Source organism: Luteimonas aestuarii, assembly GCF_004357985.1.
Taxonomy (GTDB): domain Bacteria; phylum Pseudomonadota; class Gammaproteobacteria; order Xanthomonadales; family Xanthomonadaceae; genus Luteimonas; species Luteimonas aestuarii.
Genome location: NZ_SMTF01000004.1, coordinates 1 through 20,409, shown reverse-complemented (window position 1 = coordinate 20,409; position 20,409 = coordinate 1). Strand labels below are relative to the sequence as shown.

Annotated in this window: 18 protein-coding genes and 1 pseudogene; 10 read left to right on the top strand and 9 right to left on the bottom strand. The window is 68.2% G+C overall.

Translation table 11 applies throughout. The annotated features are described in order from the left end of the window. The 3 genes from phaR to gluQRS form a co-directional block, all read right to left on the bottom strand. Positions 1 to 486 carry a polyhydroxyalkanoate synthesis repressor PhaR gene (phaR, locus tag E2F46_RS07165; protein WP_133321402.1) on the bottom strand — a complete coding sequence of 162 codons (486 nt, stop codon included), beginning with the start codon at positions 484 to 486 and terminating at the stop codon, positions 1 to 3. 212 nt (positions 487 to 698) lie between these two features. After that, positions 699 to 1,439, bottom strand: coding sequence for a beta-ketoacyl-ACP reductase (gene phbB / locus E2F46_RS07160; protein WP_133321401.1), 741 nt, complete (start codon positions 1,437 to 1,439; stop codon positions 699 to 701). 45 nt (positions 1,440 to 1,484) lie between these two features. Then, on the bottom strand, positions 1,485 to 2,402 hold the full coding sequence (gluQRS, locus tag E2F46_RS07155; RefSeq protein ID WP_133321400.1) for a tRNA glutamyl-Q(34) synthetase GluQRS: 918 nt from the start codon (positions 2,400 to 2,402) through the stop codon (positions 1,485 to 1,487). Positions 2,403 to 2,510: 108 nt separating this feature from the next. Between gluQRS and htpX the strand changes: the two genes are divergently transcribed. Further along, positions 2,511 to 3,410 (top strand): protease HtpX, encoded by a 900-nt coding sequence (htpX, locus tag E2F46_RS07150; RefSeq protein ID WP_133321399.1) that lies wholly within the window; start codon positions 2,511 to 2,513, stop codon positions 3,408 to 3,410. 157 nt (positions 3,411 to 3,567) lie between these two features. On the opposite strand, the gene E2F46_RS07145 is transcribed toward htpX, so the two are convergent. Both E2F46_RS07145 and epmB read right to left on the bottom strand, forming a co-directional pair. Continuing rightward, positions 3,568 to 5,652: a GGDEF/EAL domain-containing response regulator gene (locus E2F46_RS07145; protein WP_133321398.1), complete on the bottom strand. Its 2,085-nt coding sequence runs from the start codon at positions 5,650 to 5,652 to the stop codon at positions 3,568 to 3,570. A gap of 64 nt (positions 5,653 to 5,716) precedes the next feature. Then, positions 5,717 to 6,739, bottom strand: coding sequence for an EF-P beta-lysylation protein EpmB (epmB, locus tag E2F46_RS07140; protein WP_133321397.1), 1,023 nt, complete (start codon positions 6,737 to 6,739; stop codon positions 5,717 to 5,719). Between the two features lie 93 nt (positions 6,740 to 6,832). On the opposite strand from epmB, the gene efp reads away from it, so the two are divergent. The 6 genes from efp to folE2 all read left to right on the top strand — a co-directional run bounded on the left by efp (position 6,833) and on the right by folE2 (position 12,075). Further along, entirely contained in the window at positions 6,833 to 7,399 is a 567-nt protein-coding gene (efp, locus tag E2F46_RS07135) for an elongation factor P (protein ID WP_133321396.1), read from the top strand. Between the two features lie 4 nt (positions 7,400 to 7,403). Further along, on the top strand, positions 7,404 to 8,747 hold the full coding sequence (locus tag E2F46_RS07130) for a TRZ/ATZ family hydrolase (RefSeq protein ID WP_133321395.1): 1,344 nt from the start codon (positions 7,404 to 7,406) through the stop codon (positions 8,745 to 8,747). Positions 8,748 to 8,840: 93 nt separating this feature from the next. After that, positions 8,841 to 9,560: a bifunctional 2-polyprenyl-6-hydroxyphenol methylase/3-demethylubiquinol 3-O-methyltransferase UbiG gene (ubiG, locus tag E2F46_RS07125; protein WP_133321394.1), complete on the top strand. Its 720-nt coding sequence runs from the start codon at positions 8,841 to 8,843 to the stop codon at positions 9,558 to 9,560. Continuing rightward, the gene (locus E2F46_RS07120; RefSeq protein ID WP_133321393.1) at positions 9,557 to 10,225 is read left to right on the top strand and encodes a phosphoglycolate phosphatase; all 669 of its coding nucleotides are present in this window, start codon (positions 9,557 to 9,559) and stop codon (positions 10,223 to 10,225) included. The genes ubiG and E2F46_RS07120 overlap by 4 nt, the downstream gene beginning before the upstream one ends. A gap of 158 nt (positions 10,226 to 10,383) precedes the next feature. Continuing rightward, positions 10,384 to 11,052: an isoprenoid biosynthesis enzyme family protein gene (locus tag E2F46_RS07115; protein WP_133321392.1), complete on the top strand. Its 669-nt coding sequence runs from the start codon at positions 10,384 to 10,386 to the stop codon at positions 11,050 to 11,052. A 126-nt stretch (positions 11,053 to 11,178) separates the two neighbouring features. Next, positions 11,179 to 12,075, top strand: a complete 897-nt coding sequence (gene folE2 / locus E2F46_RS07110; RefSeq protein WP_133321391.1) for a GTP cyclohydrolase FolE2 — start codon at positions 11,179 to 11,181, stop codon at positions 12,073 to 12,075. Between the two features lie 182 nt (positions 12,076 to 12,257). Here the strand turns inward: folE2 and E2F46_RS07105 are convergent, their stop codons facing one another. The 3 genes from E2F46_RS07105 to yidD are packed head-to-tail and all read right to left on the bottom strand — an operon-like array spanning position 12,258 to position 14,706. After that, entirely contained in the window at positions 12,258 to 13,106 is an 849-nt protein-coding gene (locus E2F46_RS07105; protein WP_133321390.1) for a M23 family metallopeptidase, read from the bottom strand. After that, positions 13,103 to 14,449, bottom strand: a complete 1,347-nt coding sequence (locus E2F46_RS07100; RefSeq protein WP_133321389.1) for a dihydroorotase — start codon at positions 14,447 to 14,449, stop codon at positions 13,103 to 13,105. The genes E2F46_RS07105 and E2F46_RS07100 overlap by 4 nt, the downstream gene beginning before the upstream one ends. Next, positions 14,446 to 14,706 carry a membrane protein insertion efficiency factor YidD gene (gene yidD, locus E2F46_RS07095; RefSeq protein ID WP_207949547.1) on the bottom strand — a complete coding sequence of 87 codons (261 nt, stop codon included), beginning with the start codon at positions 14,704 to 14,706 and terminating at the stop codon, positions 14,446 to 14,448. Before yidD ends, E2F46_RS07100 begins: the two co-directional genes overlap by 4 nt. A gap of 97 nt (positions 14,707 to 14,803) precedes the next feature. Between yidD and dksA the strand changes: the two genes are divergently transcribed. Both dksA and E2F46_RS07085 read left to right on the top strand, forming a co-directional pair. Continuing rightward, entirely contained in the window at positions 14,804 to 15,817 is a 1,014-nt protein-coding gene (gene dksA, locus E2F46_RS07090; protein WP_133321387.1) for an RNA polymerase-binding protein DksA, read from the top strand. A gap of 378 nt (positions 15,818 to 16,195) precedes the next feature. Next, positions 16,196 to 16,861: a response regulator transcription factor gene (locus tag E2F46_RS07085; RefSeq protein WP_243720343.1), complete on the top strand. Its 666-nt coding sequence runs from the start codon at positions 16,196 to 16,198 to the stop codon at positions 16,859 to 16,861. A 27-nt stretch (positions 16,862 to 16,888) separates the two neighbouring features. Here E2F46_RS07085 and E2F46_RS07080 read toward each other — a convergent pair whose 3' ends face one another. After that, positions 16,889 to 18,163, bottom strand: coding sequence for a sensor histidine kinase (locus E2F46_RS07080; protein WP_165967388.1), 1,275 nt, complete (start codon positions 18,161 to 18,163; stop codon positions 16,889 to 16,891). A gap of 400 nt (positions 18,164 to 18,563) precedes the next feature. On the opposite strand from E2F46_RS07080, the pseudogene E2F46_RS07075 reads away from it, so the two are divergent. Continuing rightward, positions 18,564 to 20,409 (top strand): annotated as a pseudogene (locus E2F46_RS07075) (DUF11 domain-containing protein); the annotation flags it as partial.

The following is a 20,409-nucleotide window of genomic DNA, read 5'->3' as shown; positions in this document are numbered from 1 at the left end:
TCAGCGGCCGCGCTTGTCGTTGCCGGCCTTGTCGTTGCCTGCCTGGCCGATGCTGCCGGTCAGGTTCTTCTGGAATTCCTTCCACATGTCCATGTTGCGCTCGGTCAGCTGGTTCATCATGGTCCACGGCGTCTGCCCCAGCATGCCGCCCATCTGCTGGCGGAACTGCGCCTGCTGGTCCATGAAGATCTGCATCGAACGCTCCAAGTAGTTCCCCATGAAGCCCTGCATCGAATCTCCGTAGAAACGGATGATCTGGCTGAGCACCTGGGTGGAGAGCACCGGGTCGCCGTCGGATTCGTGCTCGGCGATGATCTGCAGCAGTACGGAACGGGTGAGGTCCTCGCCCGACTTGGCGTCGCGGACTTCGAACTCCTCGCCATCGACGATCAGCTGGCGCACGTCCTCGATGGTGATGTAGCTGGAGATCTCGGTATCGTAGAGGCGACGGTTGGGATACTTCTTGATGATGCGGAGCTCGGCCATGGAGCAAACGCTCTAAGGTATGGTGCCGCGCAGCATGGCGCAGCGCAGCAGGGGATGCAACCGTGCCGGAGGGTACAGGCCTGGCTGAAGCCGACGATCGGGCAGGGAACCTGAACGAAAAAAATGCTGCGCAGCCGATGCCGGCCCGGCTGCAACAAACGCTGCAACAAAAAAGGCCGGCAAGCGCCGGCCTTTCGTGTGGCGCCGGGGCTTCACCAACCCATGTGGTGGCCGCCGTTGATATCGAGGTTGGAACCGGTGATCCACGCCGCCTGATCGTCGACCAGGAAGGCCACGGCGTAGGCGATTTCCTCCGGCTTGCCGAGGCGCCCGGTGGGGATGTCCGCGGCGATCTTGGCGCGCACTTCCTCCGGCACCGCCATCACCATGTCGGTGGCGACGTAACCGGGCGAGACGGTGTTGACGGTGATGCCGAGCTTGGCGTTCTCGCGCGCCAGCGAAATGGTGAAGCCGTGCATGCCGGCCTTGGCCGCGGCGTAGTTGGCCTGGCCGTACTGGCCCTTCAGCCCGTTGATCGAACTGATCTGGATGATCCGGCCCCACTTGCGCTCGCGCATGCCCTCGATCACCGGGCGGGTGACGTTGAACACGGAGTTGAGGTTGGTGTTGATCACGTCGCCCCACTGCGACGACGACATCTTGTGGAAGGTGCCGTCGCGGGTGATGCCGGCGTTGTTGACCAGGATGTCGACCGGGCCCAGCGCCTTTTCCACCTCGCGCACCATTGCCTCTGCTTCGTCGGGCGAGGTCACGTCGCCCTTGACCAGGGTGAAGTCGTAGCCGTCGGCCTTCATCTGCGCCTGCCAGGCCTTGGCCTTTTCCTCGCTGCGATAGTTGGTCGCCACCTTGTGCCCGCTGTCCGCGAGTCGCTTGCAGATCGCCGTGCCGATGCCGCCGGTTCCCCCTGTCACCAGTGCCACGCGTGATGCCATGTGCCTTCGTCCTCCCTGCCGTCGTTGTGCGGTGTCGCCTACAGTCTAAACATGGCCAGTGGCAGGCGCGTTGTGCGACGCGGCGAGGATGCGGGTACCGCCGCGCGGTATGCGGGACGGATCGAAGCCGTCGATGGCGTGCGCGAGGAACGCGTCCGCGTCGCGGGCGTCGTCCAGGCGGGACGTGCCCGCCTGGCCCAGCGCCGACCACGCTGCGCGGAGCGCGGGCAGCGGCGCGTCGTCGTCCAGCGGCAGGGCGGACAGCGATTTCGACAGCTTGCGGCCCTCCTCGTCGACCACCACGGGCAGGTGCGCATAACGCGGTGTCGGCAAGCCCAGTTGGCGCTGCAGCAGGATCTGGCGCGGGGTGGAGTCGAGCAGGTCGGCGCCGCGGACGACGTCGGTGATGCCTTGTGCGGCATCGTCCGCCACCACCGCCAGCTGGTAGGCCCACAGCCCGTCGGCGCGGCGCAGCACGAAGTCGCCGACCTCGGCGGCAACGTCCTGCTCGAAATGGCCGCGCAGGGCATCGTCGAAGGCGATGCGCGTCCCGTCGGGCACGCGCAGGCGGATCGCCGGGTCCGGGCGGGGGTGCGTGGCAACGCAGCGGCGGTGGATGCCGTGGCTTGCAGCGAGGTCGCTGCGGCTGCAGTGGCATTCGAAGGCGTCGCCACTGGCCAGCAGTGTCCGCAAGGCGGCGGCGTAGGCGTCGTTGCGGTCGCGCTGGTGCAGGACCTGGCCATCCGGGTGCAGGCCGAACGCGGCCAGCGTGCGTAGTTGCGCCTGCGTGGCGCCCGCGACCTCGCGCGGCGGGTCGATATCCTCGATCCGTACCCGCCATTCTCCCCCGGCACTGCGTGCGAACAGCCAGCTGCCCAGCGCGGCCACCAGCGAGCCGAAATGCAGCGGGCCGGTCGGCGAGGGCGCGAAGCGGCCACGGTAAGGCGCGGGTGGGGCGGTCACGGCGGGTCGAGTGGAACCAGGGCGCGGGATGGCTTGAATTTAACCATCATCGGCCATAATCGTTCCTGCAAGGCAGGCCATCCGAGGTGCCCGCCAGATGGAGACACCATGTTCAAGCGCATCACATTGTTCCTGATCACCAATCTCGCAGTGCTCGTGCTGCTCGGCATCATCATGAATGTCGTGCTACCGATGTTCGGTATCAGGCTTGCCGGGATGGGGGGGCTTCTCGTCTTCGCCGCCATCTTCGGCTTTGGTGGCGCCTTCATTTCGCTCTTGATGTCGAAGTGGAGCGCGAAGCGCTTCAGCGGCGCGCAAGTCATCACCGAGCCGCGCAACGATACCGAGCGCTGGCTGGTCGACACCGTGCGCAGGCAGGCCGACGCGGCTGGGATCGGCATGCCCGAAGTGGCGATCTTCGATGCGCCTGAAATCAACGCCTTCGCCACCGGCGCCAACCGCAACAACGCACTGGTGGCCGTGTCCACCGGCCTGCTGCGGGCCATGGACAAGGACGAGGCGGAGGCCGTGCTGGGCCATGAGGTGGCCCACGTCGCCAATGGCGACATGGTCACGATGGCCTTGCTGCAGGGCGTGTTGAACACCTTCGTCATCGTGCTGGCCCGCCTGGTGGCGCGCGCACTGAGCAATTACATGGGACGCGACCTCGGCGGCTTGGCGTACTTCGCCGTCGTGTTCGTGCTGGACATGATCTTCGGCCTGTTCGCGAGCATGATCGCCATGTGGTTCTCCCGCCATCGCGAATTCCGCGCCGATGCCGGTGGCGCCGCACTCGCCGGTCGCGACAAGATGGTCAAGGCGCTGGAGAAGCTGTCGTTGACCTACGGCCACAACACCCTGCCCAAGCAGGTGGCGGCGTTCGGCATCAGCGGCGGCGTGGGCCACGGCCTGAAGAAGCTTCTGATGAGCCATCCGCCGCTGGAAGAGCGCATCCAGGCGCTGCGTAACGTGCCTCAGGACCAGCTGCGGCAGAACCTGGCGGCGTAAAGGCTCCGGCGAGCGCCATCGTTCCGGAACAAGAACCCCGCCGAGAGGCGGGGTTCTTCGTTTCACGTGACGGACAGCATTTCGTCGGGAAAGCCCTCGGGCGCGATTGGCCCTCGATGCGAATCCAATCGCCCCGGGGGCGCTGCTGCGGAAGCGGCTACTCGAAGTCGTAGTTCATGTGCGGACCGGCAGCGGCCAGGAAGTGGCCTTCCACGTAATCGACGCCTGAAGAAAACAGGATCGACATGCTGGCCGCGTCCTGCACGAACTCGGCGATGGTGCGGATGCCAAGGTCGCGGGCGCGCGTGGTGATCTCCTGGATTCGCTTCTGGTTGTCCGGGTTCTTGGGCAGGTCTTCGACGAAGCTGCGGTCCAGCTTCAGCAGGTGCGGCTGCAGGTGCTGGAGCAGTTGGAACGAATCCAGGCCGATGCCGAACTGCTCCAGCGCAAGCCGGCAATCGTGCTTGCCGATGGCGGTGGCGAAGGCCTGGGCCGCCTTGAGGTGGGTGAACACCTTGGCCTCCGGCAACTGCAGCACGAGGTATTCGCCCGGCACGCCGTGGGCCAGCAACTGCTCGCCGATATAGGCCGATAGCGTGTCATCGTCCAGCGCCGCCTGGCTGACCTTGACCAGCAGCGTGGTCGGCTTGTTGCCCTGCATGCGCTGGCCGATCACGGTGATCGCGCGATTGATCACGTAGCGATCGATCTCGCCCAGCAGGCCGTGCTCCTCGGCGATCTGCAGGAAGCTGCCCGGCAGCACCAGCTCGCCGTCGCCGCCATCCAGCCGTAGCAGGGTTTCGTACACCGCGCCGGTGTCGCCCTGCAGGTTGATCACAGGCTGGTAGTGCAACTCGAAGCGCTGGTTGTCCAGCGCGTCGCGCAAGCGCGCGACCCAGGCGCGGACGTGCTCTTCCTCGGCCCGGTCCACGGCGCTGGGGTCGAAGATTTCGTGCCGGTTGCCGCCGACGCCAATGCTCGATTCCACGCCTTGCGTGGCCTTGGCCAGCACCTGGGTGACGTTGGCGATCTTCTCGCCGATCTGCACGCCGCCGATGCTGGCGGTGATCACGCTGGAACGGACGCCGATGGGGAACACGTCGGCGGCGAACGCCTCCCGGATGCGCTCGGCCAGGGCCACGGTGCGGTCGTAATCGCCATCCTTGAGCAGGACGGCCAGCGTGTGTTCGGAGAAGCGTGCGGCGATGGCATCCTCGCCCAGCACGCCCTGCAGGCGCTGGCCGAGTGCGGCCAGCATGGCGTCGGCCGAATCCAGCCCGATGTCGTGAAGCAGGCGCTGGTAGTGGTCGGGTTCGACCAGCAGCAAGCCGTGCTGGGCGTGGTTCTGCGCCGCGTCCGCCACCGCGTCTTCCAGTGCGCGCAGGAAAGTGGGGCGGTTGAGCAGGCCGGTGACCTGGTCGCGCTGGCGCAGTTCCTCCAGTTCCTGCGCCAGTTCCGGGTCCACCAGCTCCTGGCGACGGAACACCACCTGCAGGCAGGGTTCGCCCTCGTATTGCGCCTGGGTGAATTCCATTGCCGCGGGAAACGCGTTGCCCTCGATGTCACGGGCCTCCAGTTCGTAGCGTGGCGGCGGCGCTTCGCCCTTGCTCAGCGCTTTCAGCAGTTGCTTGAAGTCTTCGACGTGCTGCGGCCCCACCATGTCCAGCAGCGACATGCCTTCGACATCCTCGAAGCTGTCGTAGCCGAACATCTCGAGGTACGCACTGTTGGCGCGGATATGCATGCCCTCGTGGACGTAGGCGATCGGGTCGCGCGAGGATTCGATCAGGGCGTCGCAGCGGCGCTCGGTCTCGCGCACGCGCGCCTCCAGCCGGCGCTGGGCGCGACGGGCCTCCAGGTCTTCCCATTGCGCGCGCACGGTGGCCAGCAGCTGTTGCGGCTTGTGCCGCAGTGCGACCGCGCGTGCGCCGTTGCCCAGTGCCTCCACGTATCCGGCTTCGTCCAGGGCATCGACCACGGCGATCACCGGCAGGTCCTTGCCGCTGGCGACCACCTGCTGCAGCACCTCGGCTAGCGGCAGGGCCTGCGACGAGTGTGCGGCCACCACCAGGTGGCCCGACAGGCCGGGCAGGGCGGCGGCCAACTCATCGGCGCTGGCGGCGCGTGTCGGCCGCACCGCGATGCCGGCATTGCGCAGCCCGCTGACGATCGCTTCGGCGTCCTCGACGCGGTCGTCGACGATCAGCAGGCGCAGGGCGTGTTCAGTCTTCTTGTTGGTCATGCCAGTCCCCGGGAACAACGCGGGTTATGCCACGTTGCCGCCGCATCCGTCCATCGTGCCCTGGTCAAAGTGGGCGCTTCGACGCCTCGCCGGCCACCTCGCGCACCAGGCGCGGCAGCAGGTAGCCGGACAGTTGCTGTCTAAGCGTGGCGTGCAGGCGCAAGGCCTCGTCGTCATGCACCTCGAAGTGCGCGGCGCCGGCCACGCGGTCCAGCTGGTGCAGGTAATAGGGCAGCACGCCGGCATCGAAGCTGCGCGTCGAGAGGTCGGCCAGCGCGTCGACGGAATCGTTCACGCCACGTAGCAGTACCGCCTGGTTCAGCAGGGTGGCGCCGGTCGTGCGCAGCCGCGCCATCGCCGCATCGACGCCCGCATCGAATTCGTGCGCATGGTTGGCGTGCACCACGATGGCGACCGGCCAGGGCAGGCCAAGCAGCCAGTCGCGCAGGGCGTCGTCGACCCGTTCCGGCAGCACGATCGGCAGGCGGGTGTGGATGCGTAGCCGCCGTACATGCGGGACGCCGGCCAGGGCCTCGGTCAGTTCCGCCAGCTTCGGCGTGGACAGCGACAGCGGATCGCCACCCGACAGGATGACCTCGTGCAGCGAGGCATCGGCACGCACGGCCTCCAGCGAGGCTTGCCACTGGCCGGCCGCTGCGGTCTCGTCGGCATAGGGGAAGTGGCGGCGGAAGCAGTAGCGGCAATGCACGGCGCAACTGCCGGTGGCGACCAGCAGCGCACGGCCTTCGTATTTGTGGATCACCCCGTGCCCGGCGCGTGCGGGGGCATCGCCCACCGCGTCCAGCGAGAAGCCCGGCACGAGGCGCAGTTCGTCGTCCACCGGCAGCACCTGGCGCAGCAGCGGGTCGTGCGGGTCGCCGTGGCGCATCCGTGCCGCGAAGCCGCGGGGCACGCGCAGGGCGAACTGCGCGGCGGCGGCGGCAGAAGCGTCGACCACGCTTGCCAGCCCCAGCAGGGCCAGCAGTTCGGCGGGGTCGCGGATGGCATCGCGCCACAGCTGCTGCCAGCGCACGCCGGTGGCCGGCACGGGCTCGGGCTGCAGCCCGGCAGGGGCAGCGGGTATCATGGCGGTCTGCGCTTCTTTAAATGGGTCCGGCCGTGCCGGACATCCTCATTCCATCATTCTAGCTGCCCGCGGGCGGCCCCATCAGGAGATTCCATGGCCAGCCTGGGCATGAACGACGTGAAGACCGGACAGAAGATCCTGGTCAACAACGACCCTTGCATCATCACCGAGACCGAGTACGTCAAGCCGGGCAAGGGCCAGGCCTTCACCCGCATCAAGTACCGCAACATCAAGTCCGGCCGCGTGGTCGAGCTGACGATGAAGGCGACCGACTCGCTGGAAGTGGCCGACGTGGTCGACACCGACATGCAGTACCTGTACTCCGACGGCGAGTACTGGCACTTCATGAACCCGGAGAGCTTCGAGCAGGTGCAGGCCGACGAGGCCGGCATCGGCGACACCCGCAAGTGGCTCAAGGGCGAGGAGACCTGCGTGGTGACGCTGTGGAACGGCGTGCCGATCCAGGTCACCCCGCCCAACTTCGTCGAGCTGAAGATCACCGAGACCGACCCGGGCGTGCGCGGCGACACCTCCGGCGGCGGCGGCAAGCCTGCGACGCTGGAAACCGGCGCCGTGGTCCGCGTGCCGCTGTTCGTCGGGCAGGAAGAAACCATCAAGGTCGACACCCGTTCCGGCGAATATGTGTCGCGGGTGAAATAAACCCATGCGCGAGGCCGGACCGGGCGAACCCTGTGACCTGTTGATCGAAGCCGGCCACGTGGTGCCGGTGGAACCGCATGGCGTGGTGCTGGAAGACCACGCGGTCGCGGTGCGCGACGGCGCGATCGTCGCCGTGCTTCCTATCGCCGAGGCCCGTGCGCGTTTCGATGCGAAGGACACCGTGTCGCGGCCCGATGCCGCGCTGGTACCGGGCTTCGTCAACGCGCACACGCACAACCCGATGACCCTGCTGCGCGGCGTCGCCGACGACCTGCCGTTGAAGGTCTGGCTGCAGCAGCACATCTGGCCGGTCGAGGGCGCGGTGATCGGCCCGGAGTTCGTGGCCGATGGCGTGACCCTGGCCATCGCCGAGATGCTTCGCGGCGGCACCACCTGCGTCAACGAGAACTACTTCTTCCCGGACGTGCAGGCGGCGACCTACCGCCGGCACGGTTTCCGCGCGCGCATCGGCCTGCCGGTGATCGATTTCCCCACGGCGTGGGCGAAGTCCGACGACGAGTACTTCGACAAGGCCGGCGAGGTACACGACCAGTGGCGCGGCGATGCGCTGATCGACACCGCATTCGCGCCGCACGCACCGTACACCGTCAACGACGCCAACTTCGAACGCATCCGCGTGCTGGCCGACCAGCTCGACGTGCCGGTGCACCTGCACCTGCACGAGACCGCGCAGGAAGTGCAGCAGTCCATCGAGCAGCATGGGCAGCGCCCGATGGCGCGGCTGGACCGCCTGGGCCTGGTGAACGACCGCCTGATCGCGGTGCACATGACCCAACTGACCGATGCCGAGATCCACCTGTGCGCCGAACGCGGCGTGAGCGTGGTGCACTGCCCGGAATCGAACCTCAAGCTGGCCTCCGGCTTCTGCCCGGCCTGCGCGCTTGAACGTGCAGGCGTGACCCTGGCCATCGGCACCGACGGTTGCGCCAGCAACAACGACCTCGACATGGTGGGCGAGACCCGCACCGCGGCGCTGCTGGCCAAGGCGGTCGCCAACGACGCCGCCGGATTCGACGCCTTCACCGCGCTGCGTGCGGCGACGCTGGGCGGCGCGAAGGCGATCGGTTTCGACCACCTGGTCGGGTCGATCGAACCGGGCAAGCAGGCGGACCTGGCCTGCATCGACCTGTCGGCGCTGGAAACCCAGCCGTTGCACCACGTGGTCTCGCAGCTCGTCTATGCCACCGGCCGCCAGCAGGTGACCGATGTGTGGATCGCCGGCAAGGCGCGGCTGCGCCAGCGCGAACTGGTGGACATGGACGTGGCGGCCATCGTCGCCAATGCGAAGCAGTGGCGGGCGCGCATCGCCGCCGTCGAGATCACGTAGGCGTCTTCGCTGGCGCCGCCTCCGCGCCCGGATCGACCATGGATCACCATGCGCCCAAGCGCGCATGCCACCGCAGCACACAGGAACACCGCCATGACCGCGACCGCCTCCAAGGGTGACAACTACCGCCAGCAGGAGCTGGACAAGTTCGCGGCGCTCGCCAACCGCTGGTGGGACCCGCAGGGTCCGCAGAAGCCGCTGCACGCGCTGAACCCGGCGCGGCTTGGCTACGTGGCCGAGCGTGCATCGCTGGCGGGATCGCGCGTGCTCGACGTGGGCTGCGGCGGCGGGCTGCTCAGCGAGTCGATGGCGAAAGCCGGCGCCGACGTCACCGCGATCGACCTGGCCGACGACCTGGTGAAGGTGGCGCGGCTGCACAGCCTCGAATCCGGCGTGAAGGTCGACTATCGCGTGCAGGCGGTCGAGGCGCTGGCGGACGAGCAGCCCGGCGCGTTCGACGTGGTGACCTGCATGGAGATGCTGGAGCACGTGCCCGATCCCGGCGCGATCCTGCAGGCCTGCGCCACCCTGCTCAAGCCGGGTGGCCGGCTGTTCGTGTCCACGCTCAACCGCACGCCGGCCGCATTCGCGCTGGCGATCGTGGGGGCCGAGTACATCGCGCGGCTGCTGCCCACGGGCACTCACAGCTACAGCGACTTCATCAAGCCATCCGAACTCGCGGCATGGCTGCGTGCGGCCGGGCTGGAGCTGGAAGACGTGAGCGGATTGATGTACGAGCCATGGCGCAATGCCGCGCGCATCGTCTCGCGCACCGACGTGAACTACGTGGCCTGCGCGTTGAAGCCGGCATGAGCGGACGGCGATTCCCGCGCGGCGTGCTGTTCGACCTCGATGGCACCCTGCTCGACAGCGCGCCGGACATGCTGGCCACGGTCAACCGCATGCGTGCGACGCGCGGTCGTGCGGCGGTCACGCTTGCGGCCATCCGTCCGCATGTCTCGCGCGGCGCGCGCGCGATGGCATCGGCCGCCTTCCCGGACGTGGCGCCCGAGGACATCCCGGCGATGGTGCCGGAGTTCCTGTCGGTGTATGCGGACGAACTGGGCCGGCACAGCCGTCCGTTCGACGGCATCGAAGCGATGCTGCTGGCACTGGAGGCCGACGGCGTGCGCTGGGGCATCGTCACCAACAAGCCGGAGTACCTCGCGCGCGAGATCCTGCCGCAGCTGGGCTGGGACACGCGCAGCGCCGTGCTGGTCGGTGGCGACACGCTGGCCGAACGCAAGCCGCACCCGCTGCCGCTGCAGCACGCGGCCGATGCCATCGGCATCGCCCCCGGCGACTGCGTGTACGTGGGCGATGACCGGCGTGACATCGATGCCGCGCGCGCGGCCGGCATGCCGTCGGTGGTGGCGCTGTGGGGGTATCGCCTCGACGACGACGACCCCGCGGCATGGCAGGGCGACGTGATGGTGGAACGCCCCGACGATCTGCTGTCGCCTGCGGCCTGGCCCTAGCGGCTGAAGTGCCCCCACCCCAGCCCTCCCCCGCCTGCGGGGGAGGGAGCAGAAGCGGGCGATTCGATCAGCCTCGCCAGCACGCAACGGATACCCCCCGCGTGCGGGGGAGGGCTGGGGTGCGGCGGCAACGTCGCGTTCCTTCCTACAATGTGCGCATGAACGATTCCGCGTCCCTCGCCAGTTTCATCGACAAATGGCGCCAGCGCTGGCCGGAGTGGGCACTGGTGGCGGTATTCGTGCCGGTGGCGCAGCGCCAGCGCGTGGCGGCCTGGTTCGCATTGCTGCAGGAACTGCGCGATGCCGCGTGGCGGGGCAGCGATCCCGCGCCCGGACTGGCGAAGCTGGCCTGGTGGCAGGAAGAGCTGCGCGGATGGAGCCGCGGCGCGCGTCGCCACCCGCTGGGCGACACGCTGCAGAAGCTCGATGCGCCTTGGGGCGTGCTGGCATCGTCGCTTTCGGCATTGCCGGCGACACGGCGGCCTGCATCGGCCGACGATGATGCGTCGGCACTCGAATCCTTCGCATCCGCGGTGCTGGCCTGCGAAGCGGCGCTGTTCGACGGTCCTGCGCCGACCGCGGAGGACATCGCCGCTCTGGCGGCATGCGAGCGCATCGAACGCGCGCTGGAGCAAGGGGAGACAGCGCCAGCCTTGCCGCAGGTTCCCCCGCACGGTCGAGCCACGTCGATGACCGGTCCCCGTCGCCTGCAACGGGTCGTGCTGCGCGAGCGCCTGCGCATGCTGGCCAAGCACCCGTCGGCTCCCGCGAGGATGCCGGCGCTGCGGCTGCTGTTCGCAGGCTGGCGCGCCGCGCGCGGCGCCTGAAACGGGGCATGCACTGGGCCGGGCCAAGGAAACGCAGCGTTGCAGGGGCGTTCCGGGCCGGACCGTTAGACTGTGCATCCGCCCCGCACCCAGCCATCCCTTGTGAACAGCCAGCCCCAACGCCAGATGCCCGATGTCGCCGGCGATGCCGCCCGCGCGGCGCGCACCCTCGACTGGGTGGGCATGGACCGGATCGCGCTGCCGGTGCGCATCGCGGGCGAGGCGGGCGTCGCGATGCAGGTGCCGGCGGCGGTGGACATCGCGGTGGACCTGCGCGATGCCGACGTCCGCGGCATCCACATGTCGCGGCTGTACCTGCGCCTTCAGGATGCGTTGACCGCGGAGTCCCCCAGCCACGCCGGCCTGCGTCGGGTGCTGCAGGATTGCATCGACTCGCAGCAGGGCCTGTCCACCCGCGCGCGCATTGCGATCCGCTACGAGCATCTGCTCAAGCGTCGGGCGCTGGCCAGCGACAATAGCGGCTGGAAGGCGTATCCGGTGGAAATCGTCGCCACGCTGGCAGACGGCCATCTGGCGCTGGACATGACCTTCTCGGTCGATTACTCCAGCACCTGCCCGGCGTCCGCGGCGCTGTCGCGGCAGTTGAACGCCGATCGCTTCGCCGAGGATTTCGCGACCTCGGGTGCCGTGCCGGCCGCAGGCGTCCGTGACTGGCTGGCCTCCGAACGCGGTCTGGCGGCCACGCCGCATGCGCAACGCAGCCGCGCCACGATCACCGTCGGCTTGCGCCCCGCCTTCGACGAGCTGCCGCTGGCGTCGCTGGTGGACGCCGTGGAAGCCGCGCTGGGCACGCCGGTGCAGACCGCGGTCAAGCGCGAGGACGAACAGGCCTTCGCCGCGCTCAACGCCGCCAACCTGATGTTCTGCGAGGACTCTGCGCGCCGCATCGCCGCCGTGCTGGCAGGCGACGCGCGTGTCGAACACTACGACGCGACGGTGTCGCACCTGGAAAGCCTGCACGCCCACGATGCCGTGGCGCGCGTCAGCGGGCGCAACGCCTGACCGGGCGGGACTGGCGCGACGACGGAGCTCGTCTCGCCATGCGTGACATGGAAAGACGGTCTCGTTACCGCCGTTCAAGCACCAGTTGCGGATCGATGCGTACGTCGAACCGCGCCGAGCGGACCTGAGCATTGCGATGATGACGAACGCGTCGCCACGCGTGACGGCAGTGAGTGACGACGTTATCGCCGTTCAAGCACCAGTTGCGGATCGATGCGGACGTCGAACCAGTTCATCCCCCAATGCAGATGCGGCCCCGTCGACCGCCCGGTCGATCCCACCGCGGCCACCACCTGCCCCTGTTCGACGCGATCGCCCACTTTCACGTCGATCCGCGACAGGTGCAGGAAGTTGCTGCTGATGCCGTGTCCGTGGTCGATCAGCAGGGTGCCGCCGGTCAGGTAGAGATCGCCGTCGGCGAAGGTGACGATGCCGGCGGCCGGGGCCTTGACCGGCGTGCCGGTGGGCGCGGCGATGTCCATGCCCGAATGAGGCGAACCGGGCTGGCCGTTGTAGACGCGGGCGCGACCGAAGCGACCACTGATGCGTCCCTCGACCGGCCAGATGAAGGTTTGCACGAAATCGGCGCGGGCATCGTCGCGGGTGCGCGTTTCGGTCACGCGTGCCTGCTCGCGGCGGATGCGTTCGGCGATCGCGGGTGGCGGGTTCACGGTCGCCGGCGGTACGCCATTGATGCGCTGCTCGGGCCAGTCGCGCGCGGTCACGGCGACGCGTGCGGTTTCGCGGCTGCCATCGGGCCGGGTGACGGTGACGGTCGCCGGGCCGGTCTCGTTGCGGCCTACTCCGAACACCACGCTGCCGTAGCCGGTGGTACGCAACGTGCGGCCGGCATACTCAACGCGGCTGCCAGGCGGCACCTTGCCGATCACCATCGATCCCTGCTGCACGCTTGCGGGGAAGACGATGCGGGTGTCGGCCGGGGACGTTTCGGCCCGTGCCGGCACGTGCGGCGTGGCAACGATGCCGCAGGCGAGCAAGGCGGTGGCGGCGGCGAGCGTGCGGAAGCTCATCGATCGAACTCCAGCCGCTGCCCCCGGGGTCCGCCCACGAGCGCGGTGCCATCCCAAGCCAGCGCGCCGTTGATCCAGGTGGACGCGATGCGCGAGCGGAACGTGGTGCCCTCGAACGGCGACCAGCCGCATTTGGACAGCACGTCTTCACGCTTCACGGTGAACGGCGTGTCCTCCACCAGCACCAGGTCGGCGAAATAGCCTTCGCGCAGGAAGCCGCGCTCCTTGACGTCGAACAGCTGCGCCGGTGCGTGCGCGAACTTCTGCACCAGGTGCGCGGTGCTGAAACTGCCTTCATGCACGCATTCCAGTGCTGCGTTGAGGGCGAACTGCACCAGCGGCAGTCCGCTGGGCGCGCGCACGTAGGGATTGTGCTTTTCGTCCCAGGTGTGCGGCGCATGGTCGGTGGCCAGCACGTCCAGCACGTCCTCGGCCAGCGCGCGGGTAATCGCCTCGCGGTCGGCCGGGTCCTTGATGGCGGGGTTGCACTTGATCTGGTGGCCCAGCCGCGCGTAGTCGCGGCGGTCGAAGCGCAGGAAGTGGATGCAGGTCTCTGCGGTGATGCGCTTGCGGCTGCCGTCGGCGCGGATCATCGGGCCGTGCTCGAACAACGCCAGCTCGTCGGCGGTGGAGATGTGCAGCACGTGCAGCCGGGTGTCGTGCTTGCGCGCCAGCGCCAGCGCCAGCCGCGTGGACTTGATGCAGGCCTCGCGCGAGCGGATGTCCGGGTGGCATTCGGCGGGGATGTCGTCGCCGTACTTCGCCCGGTACTGCGCCTGGATCGCGTCGATCGTCGGCGTGTCCTCGCAGTGGGTGATGATCGGCACCGGCGTGTCGCGGAAGATGCCGTCCAGCGTCTCCGGGTCGTCGACCAGCATGTTGCCGGTGGACGCGCCCATGAACACCTTCAGGCCGGGGGTGGCCTTCGGATCGATGCCGCGCACGTCGGCCAGGTTGTCGTTGCTGGCGCCGAAGTAGAAACCGTAGTTGGCGCGGGCACGGCCGGCGGCACGCGAATACTTGTCCTCCAGTGCGGCATCGTTGAGCGTCGGCGGGCTGGTGTTGGGCATGTCCATGAAGCTGGTCAGCCCGCCCGCGACCGCAGCCGCCGACTCGGTTGCCATGTCGGCCTTGTGCTCCATGCCCGGTTCGCGGAAGTGCACCTGGTCGTCGATCATCCCCGGCAACAGGCGGCGTCCGGCGGCATCGACCACGGTGTCGCCATTGCGCGCGGACAGGCCGCTGCCGATCTCGGCGATGCGGTCGCCGCAGATGCGCAGGTCGCCGTCGAACTCGCGGCCTTCGTTCACCAGGCGGGCGTTGACGATCAGGGTGTCGGTCATGTCGGGTCCTTGGGGGCGGGGCAGCAGCCCGGGGCGTCAGGGTGGCCGGGCACGGGGTCGAACCCACCCGGGTGGAGCGGGTGGCAGCGGCCCAGCCGGCGGATCGCCAGCCAGCTGCCCTTCAGCGCGCCGAAGCGGCCGATCGCGGTCATCGCGTACTCGGAACAGCTGGGGACGAAACGGCAGCGCGGCCCCAGTAGCGGGCTGATGAAGCGCTTGTAGCCGCGCAGCACGAAGATGAGGAAACGGTCGATCACGAGGCTGTCTGAGGGGGCGGTCGCGGTTGCCGCTGCCGCCGGGGCAGGGTATAACAGCGCGCTTTCCCGTCAAAGGGAACCAGAGGATTCCAGTCAAGTGGCAGTGAAGAAGTCCGCCAAGAAGGCCGCCAAGCCGGCCAAGGCAACCAAGTCGTCCAAGCCCGCCGCCAAGGCCAAGCCCGCCGCGAAGAAGCCCGTCGCCAAGAAGGCCGCCGTGAAGAAGGCACCTGCCAGGAAGGCTGCGCCGGCGAAGAAGGCACCGGCACCGAAGAAGGCAGCCGCCAGGAAGGCTGCGCCCGCGAAGAAGGCCGCACCGGCCAGGAAGGTCGCGCCCGCGAAGAAGGCTGCGCCGGTCAGCAAGAAGGCTGCGCCCGCCAGGAAGGCTACGCCCACGAATAAGGCTGCGCCGGCCAAGCCGTCGCCCGCTGCCAGGCCCACGCCTGCGGCGAAGCCGGTCGCGAAGAAGGCCGCTGCGCCTGCCGTGAAGACTGCGCCGAAGGCGAAGGCCCCTGTGCCGGCCAAGGCCGACCCGAAGGCTGCCAAGCCCGCCAGGCCCGTCGAAACCAAGGCTGCGCCGACCAGGCCGTCGGTGGTCCGTCCCGCCGGCAAGGTGGCCGTGGCCGTGGTGTCCAAGCCCGCCGCGCCCGCCCCGAAGGCCAAGGTGAAGGTGGTGCCGTACAAGAACGATCCGGAAACCGGGCGTCCGATCCTCCCCGCCGGCTACAAGCCCAGCGCGGACGAGGAGTACATGAATCCGCTGCAACTGGAGTATTTCCGGCAGAAGCTGCTGTCGCGCCGCGAGGAGCTGGTCGACGAGTCGCGCCAGACCATCGAGAACCTCAAGGACGAAGTGCGCGATGTCGGCGACGAAGCCGAGCGCGCCAGCCGCGAGACCGAGAACGCCCTCGAGCTGCGCACGCGCGACCGGTATCGCAAGTTGATCAGCAAGATCGAGAGCATCATCCGTCGCGTGGACGAGGGCGACTACGGCTACTGCGTCGAGACCGGCGAGGAAATCGGCCTGGATCGCCTCGAGGCCCGGCCACAGGCCGAGCGCACCATCGATGCCCAGGAACGCTGGGAACACATGCAGAAGCAGATGGGCGATTGAGCCTGACCCACAACCCCGCTGATGCGGGGTTGTTCGTCTGGTGGCGTCGACATCGGCTGGCATGGCGCCCCGGCATTCCGCGGAACGGGCCATCGTTCGCCATCGAACGGGCAATCCGCCGGGCGCAGGCGTTGTGCAGCACTGGTGCGCAGGAGTGCACCAGCATGTGCACCAGACGTTGTGCGGCGCTTGCCGCGTCCTGGCCGGGCTGCATCGAAAACGCATCAGCGGGTATGCTGGACGTGTCGTCCCCGTTGCGCATGCCCCGGTGCCTCCCGGTCGGCGCGCACATGCCGACCTTCAAGCGAGACGAGTTTCCCGGCGAAGATGACCCCGATCGATAGCGAACAAGAGTCTTCCGAGCCACGCCTTGCGATCGTGGAGGACGACGAGGAACTTCGCGAGAAGATCATGCTGCCGGCACTGCGCCACGCGGGTTTCGACGCGGTTGGGTTGGCGAACGCGCTGCAGCTGTATCGAATGTGGGCAAGCTCGCACTTCGATCTGGTGCTGCTGGATGTCGGCTTGCCCGACGACGATGGCGTCGAGATCGCGCGCCATCTCCGGGAACTGTCGCAGTCGCTCGGGATCGTGATGTATACCGGGCATGGGCGCAGTGTCGACCGGATCAGGGCGCTGCGCGCGGGCGTCGACGCGTACCTGGTCAAGCCGCTCGACATGGATGAGTTGATCGAGACGCTGCGCAATGTGCGCGCACGGCAGGCTGGTCGCGAGATGCCGGACGCGCCGAATGGGGGCGGCTGGGCACTCCGCCGTCATGGATGGTCGCTGTCGACGCCGTCGGGTGCAACGGTGGCGCTGAATCACGCCGAGCGCCAGATCATGGGCCTGCTGGCGACCCGGCCGAACCAGCCGGTCAGCCGTGAAACGCTGATCGCCCACCTGACCAGCGACGTCGAAGGCTTCGATCCGCATCGGCTGGAGATGCTGGTCTATCGCCTGCGACGGAAATGCATCGATGTCTCTGGAGAGGCCCTGCCGCTCAAGGCCGTGCGCGGCGTCGGCTATCTGTTCGAACGATAGGAGTGTCGCGCTGCCGCGCGGCACTGGTCACGGTCCCAGCGAGGCCTGGACGTCGAGTGGCAACCGGATACGGAACATCGCGCCCGATGCGCTTCCGCCGGGATCCAGCGTCAGGCTGCCTCCCGCCGCCTCGACCAGGTCGCGGGCCACCGCGAGACCCAGACCGGTGCCGTGATCGGGTGGCTTGGTCGTGAAGAAGGGTTCGAAGACGCGTTCCCGCAGCGGCTCGGGAACGCCGCCGCCGTCGTCGCCGGCAGCGATCTCCAACGTGGTGCCGTCCACCACACGTGCGGCCAGTACGAACCGCCCGCCCTCGGGCATGGCGTCGGCGGCATTGGCTGCCAGGTTCAGCAGCACGAGTGCGAACTGCTCTCGATCGAGGCGTATCGGCACCGGCGGTTCCGGGAGACCGAGCTCCAGGCGGTTCGCCGCGCCCAGGGTCTGGCGCAGCATCGGTGCGATGTCACGGATGGTTGCCGCTGCGTCGAAGCCCTCGGCGAGGCCTGGGTCGCGTCTAGCGAAATGCAGCAGCCTGCCGACTTGTGCATCGGCGCGGGCAGCGGCGGAACGCACGCCTTCCAACGCCGCCGTGCGCTCGTCTTCGGACGTGGCCTTGACGGCGTTGGCCGCGTATCCGTCAACCAAGGTCAGCAGATGGCCGAAGTCGTGGGCCAGTCCGCTGGCCATGCGTCCAACCGCTTCCATCTTCTGCGCGTGCAGTACCTGCGCCTGCGCCTGTTCGCGCGCGTTGATCTCTTCCAGCAACTGCGCATTGGCCTGCTCCAATTCGGCACTGCGCGCCATCGCGTCCTTCAGGGATTCACGCAACGCCGCGACGCTGCGGTCGATCACCAGCGCGATCAGCAGGAACATCACACTGCGGATCACGGCGTCGCCGAAGGCATGCCCCGGGGCCATTGCTTCGTTCCTGACATCGGCGCCGGCGCCAAGCATCAGCGCAAGCACCAAAGCGCCATACATGCTCCACAGCGCCTTGCGTCCGATCATCATCCCGGCGACGAAGAGCCACAGCACCTGCACGGGCATTTCGAACACGTGCGCGCCCAGCCCGGTGAGTGCATACGAGACAACGAGGATGACCGCGACCAGCAGCATCAGCTGCCGGATGGCCCACTGGAACCGCCCGCGGCGGATCAACATGACAGACCACAGCGCGATGCTGCTGATCAGGAGGCTGGCGGAGAGGCTGACGGTTTCCCCGGGCCGCCAGGGAATCTGGGTGCCGAAAATGCGGTAAAGCCAGAGCACCGGCGGCAAGGTTCCAAGTGCCAGCAGCACCACCTGGAGCATCGGTGCGTTGCGGCGATCGACCGGGTCGTCGATCCTCGTGGCCTGCAGCCATTGCCTGATCCCGCTTCGTGCCATCCCAGGTGCCTCACGTGTGGACGACGGGAATGATTGCCGAAATGCGCGGCCGCGTAACTCACCGAATGTGAGCAATCGTGAGCGACTTGCGATTGTCGGGGTTGCCGCCCGCATCTACAGTGCGCGCACTTCGGCGTCGCCATCCGTGTGATGGGCTTCGATGCCGCAAGTCCGGATCAGGGGGGATCCAGCACCTCGCTTCGACGAGGTATCCGGGAATGGACTGCATGCCGCTTGTCGTCACTCGCGTGGCGAATCGCGGCGTTCGTGCACGCCCGTGCGCGGACCTGCCGCGGACTTTCCTAGGGGGTTGAAGGTGTCTTCAAACGGTTTCGGGCAGGCCAAGGCGGCCGCCGCAGGTCTCTTGCTGGCGCTCGTTGCCGGCGTCATGACGCTGGCGGCAGCGCCCGCCCTCGCGCAATCGGCATCGCTGACCAACGTGGCGACCGTCGCCCCGCCGGCGGGCACCAACGACATCGATCCCGACAACGACACCGGTACCGCAACGGTCACGATCTCGGCGGCAGGCGGCTACAGCTTCTGCGCCGCACCGGCCGGCAGTGCGACGGCGAACGCGATCTACAGCATCGTCAACGGCGTGGAAATCTGGCGCTACGAGCCGGGGGCGTCCGCCGATGCGATGGTGCCCGAACTGGCGCTGCCGACGGTGGGTGGCAACGTCAACGCGCTGATGATCGATCCGGTCAGGGACCGCTTGCTGTTCCACGCCAGCACCGGTTCGATGGTCTGGGCCTACGACGCCGGCAATGGTGGTTGGTACCAGGCGCTCGCGTCCGGGCTGCCGAGCAGCGATTTCCCTCGTGCCGGCATGGCTCCCGATGGCGTCGGCTACCTGGTCGCCGGGGGCGCTTCGCCGGTGGTGTACCGGTTGACCGCCAACGCAACGGGTTTCGGCTACAGCGCGCAGAACATCGGCAACCTGCAATACGACTTCGCGCCAACCAACCTGAGTTCGGGCGACCTGGCATTCGACGCCGACGGATTCGGCTGGATCGCAGCCGGACAGGACCTGTATCGCATCGACTTCTCCACGCCGGGCAGCCCGCAGGCCACACGGCAGACGCGCCCGCTGCTCAATGGACAGCCGTCGACGATCCAATGGGCTGGCGTTGCATTCGGTGATGACGGGCGGCTGTATGTGGCCAACAACTCCGCACCCAGCCAGTACTTCGCCTTCGACCAGGCCACCGGCATCCTCACGCCGCAGGCACCGACCGGGGCAAGCGGTTCCCGCGACCTGGCGTCCTGTGCGTTCCCGGCCATTGCCGAACCCGAGTTGTCGGTCGAGAAGACGCTGGCCGAGGTAAACGGCCAGCCGTATGTCGCCGGTAGCGCTGTCGCTCCGGGCGACGTGCTCTCGTACGCGATCACCATCAGCAATGCCGGTGGTGCCGCGGGCACGCTGTTTTCCGGCGATGTTGCCGAAACCCTGCCGGCGAACACGTCCTATGTGGCCGCTGGCAACGACTTCACCTGTGCTGGCACTGCCTGCACCAACACCAGCGCGCTCAACGTGCCCGCAAACGGCAGTGCCGGGTTGCGCTTCGTGGTGCAGATCGACGATCCGCTGCCGTCGGCGGTGTCCAGCATCGCCAACGCGGTGACGTTTCCAAACGGCCACATCGACTGTGCGGCGGCAGGCAACGACTGCGAGGAAACCACGCCGCTCGGCCCGGTAACCAGCATCGCCAAGACCTCGAGCCCGGCCTCGGGCACGACGGTGAGCCCGGGCGACACCATCGGGTACACGCTGACGGTGACGGTGGCGAACGCGGCGACGAATGACGCGATCACACTGACCGATACGCTGGGCGCGGGCCTGACCCTGGACGGTGCGTTGCCGGCCGGTTGTTCGGCGGCCGGCCAGGTGGTGACCTGCGTGCTGGCGGCCGGCGCCGCGGTGGGCACCCATGCCTTCGATTACAGCGCGACGGTGGATGCCGACGCGACGGGCGCGGTGGGCAACGTGGTGGTGGCGACGACACCGCCCGGCGGCACCGATCCGGAGCCCGAGTGCACGGCGTGCGAGACCGAGCATCCGGTCGTGCCGGCGTCGATCGCGGTGGCGAAGAGTGCCGATCCGGCGTCCGGCAGCGAAGTGGCGCCGGGCGAGACGATCGCCTACACGCTGACGGTGACGG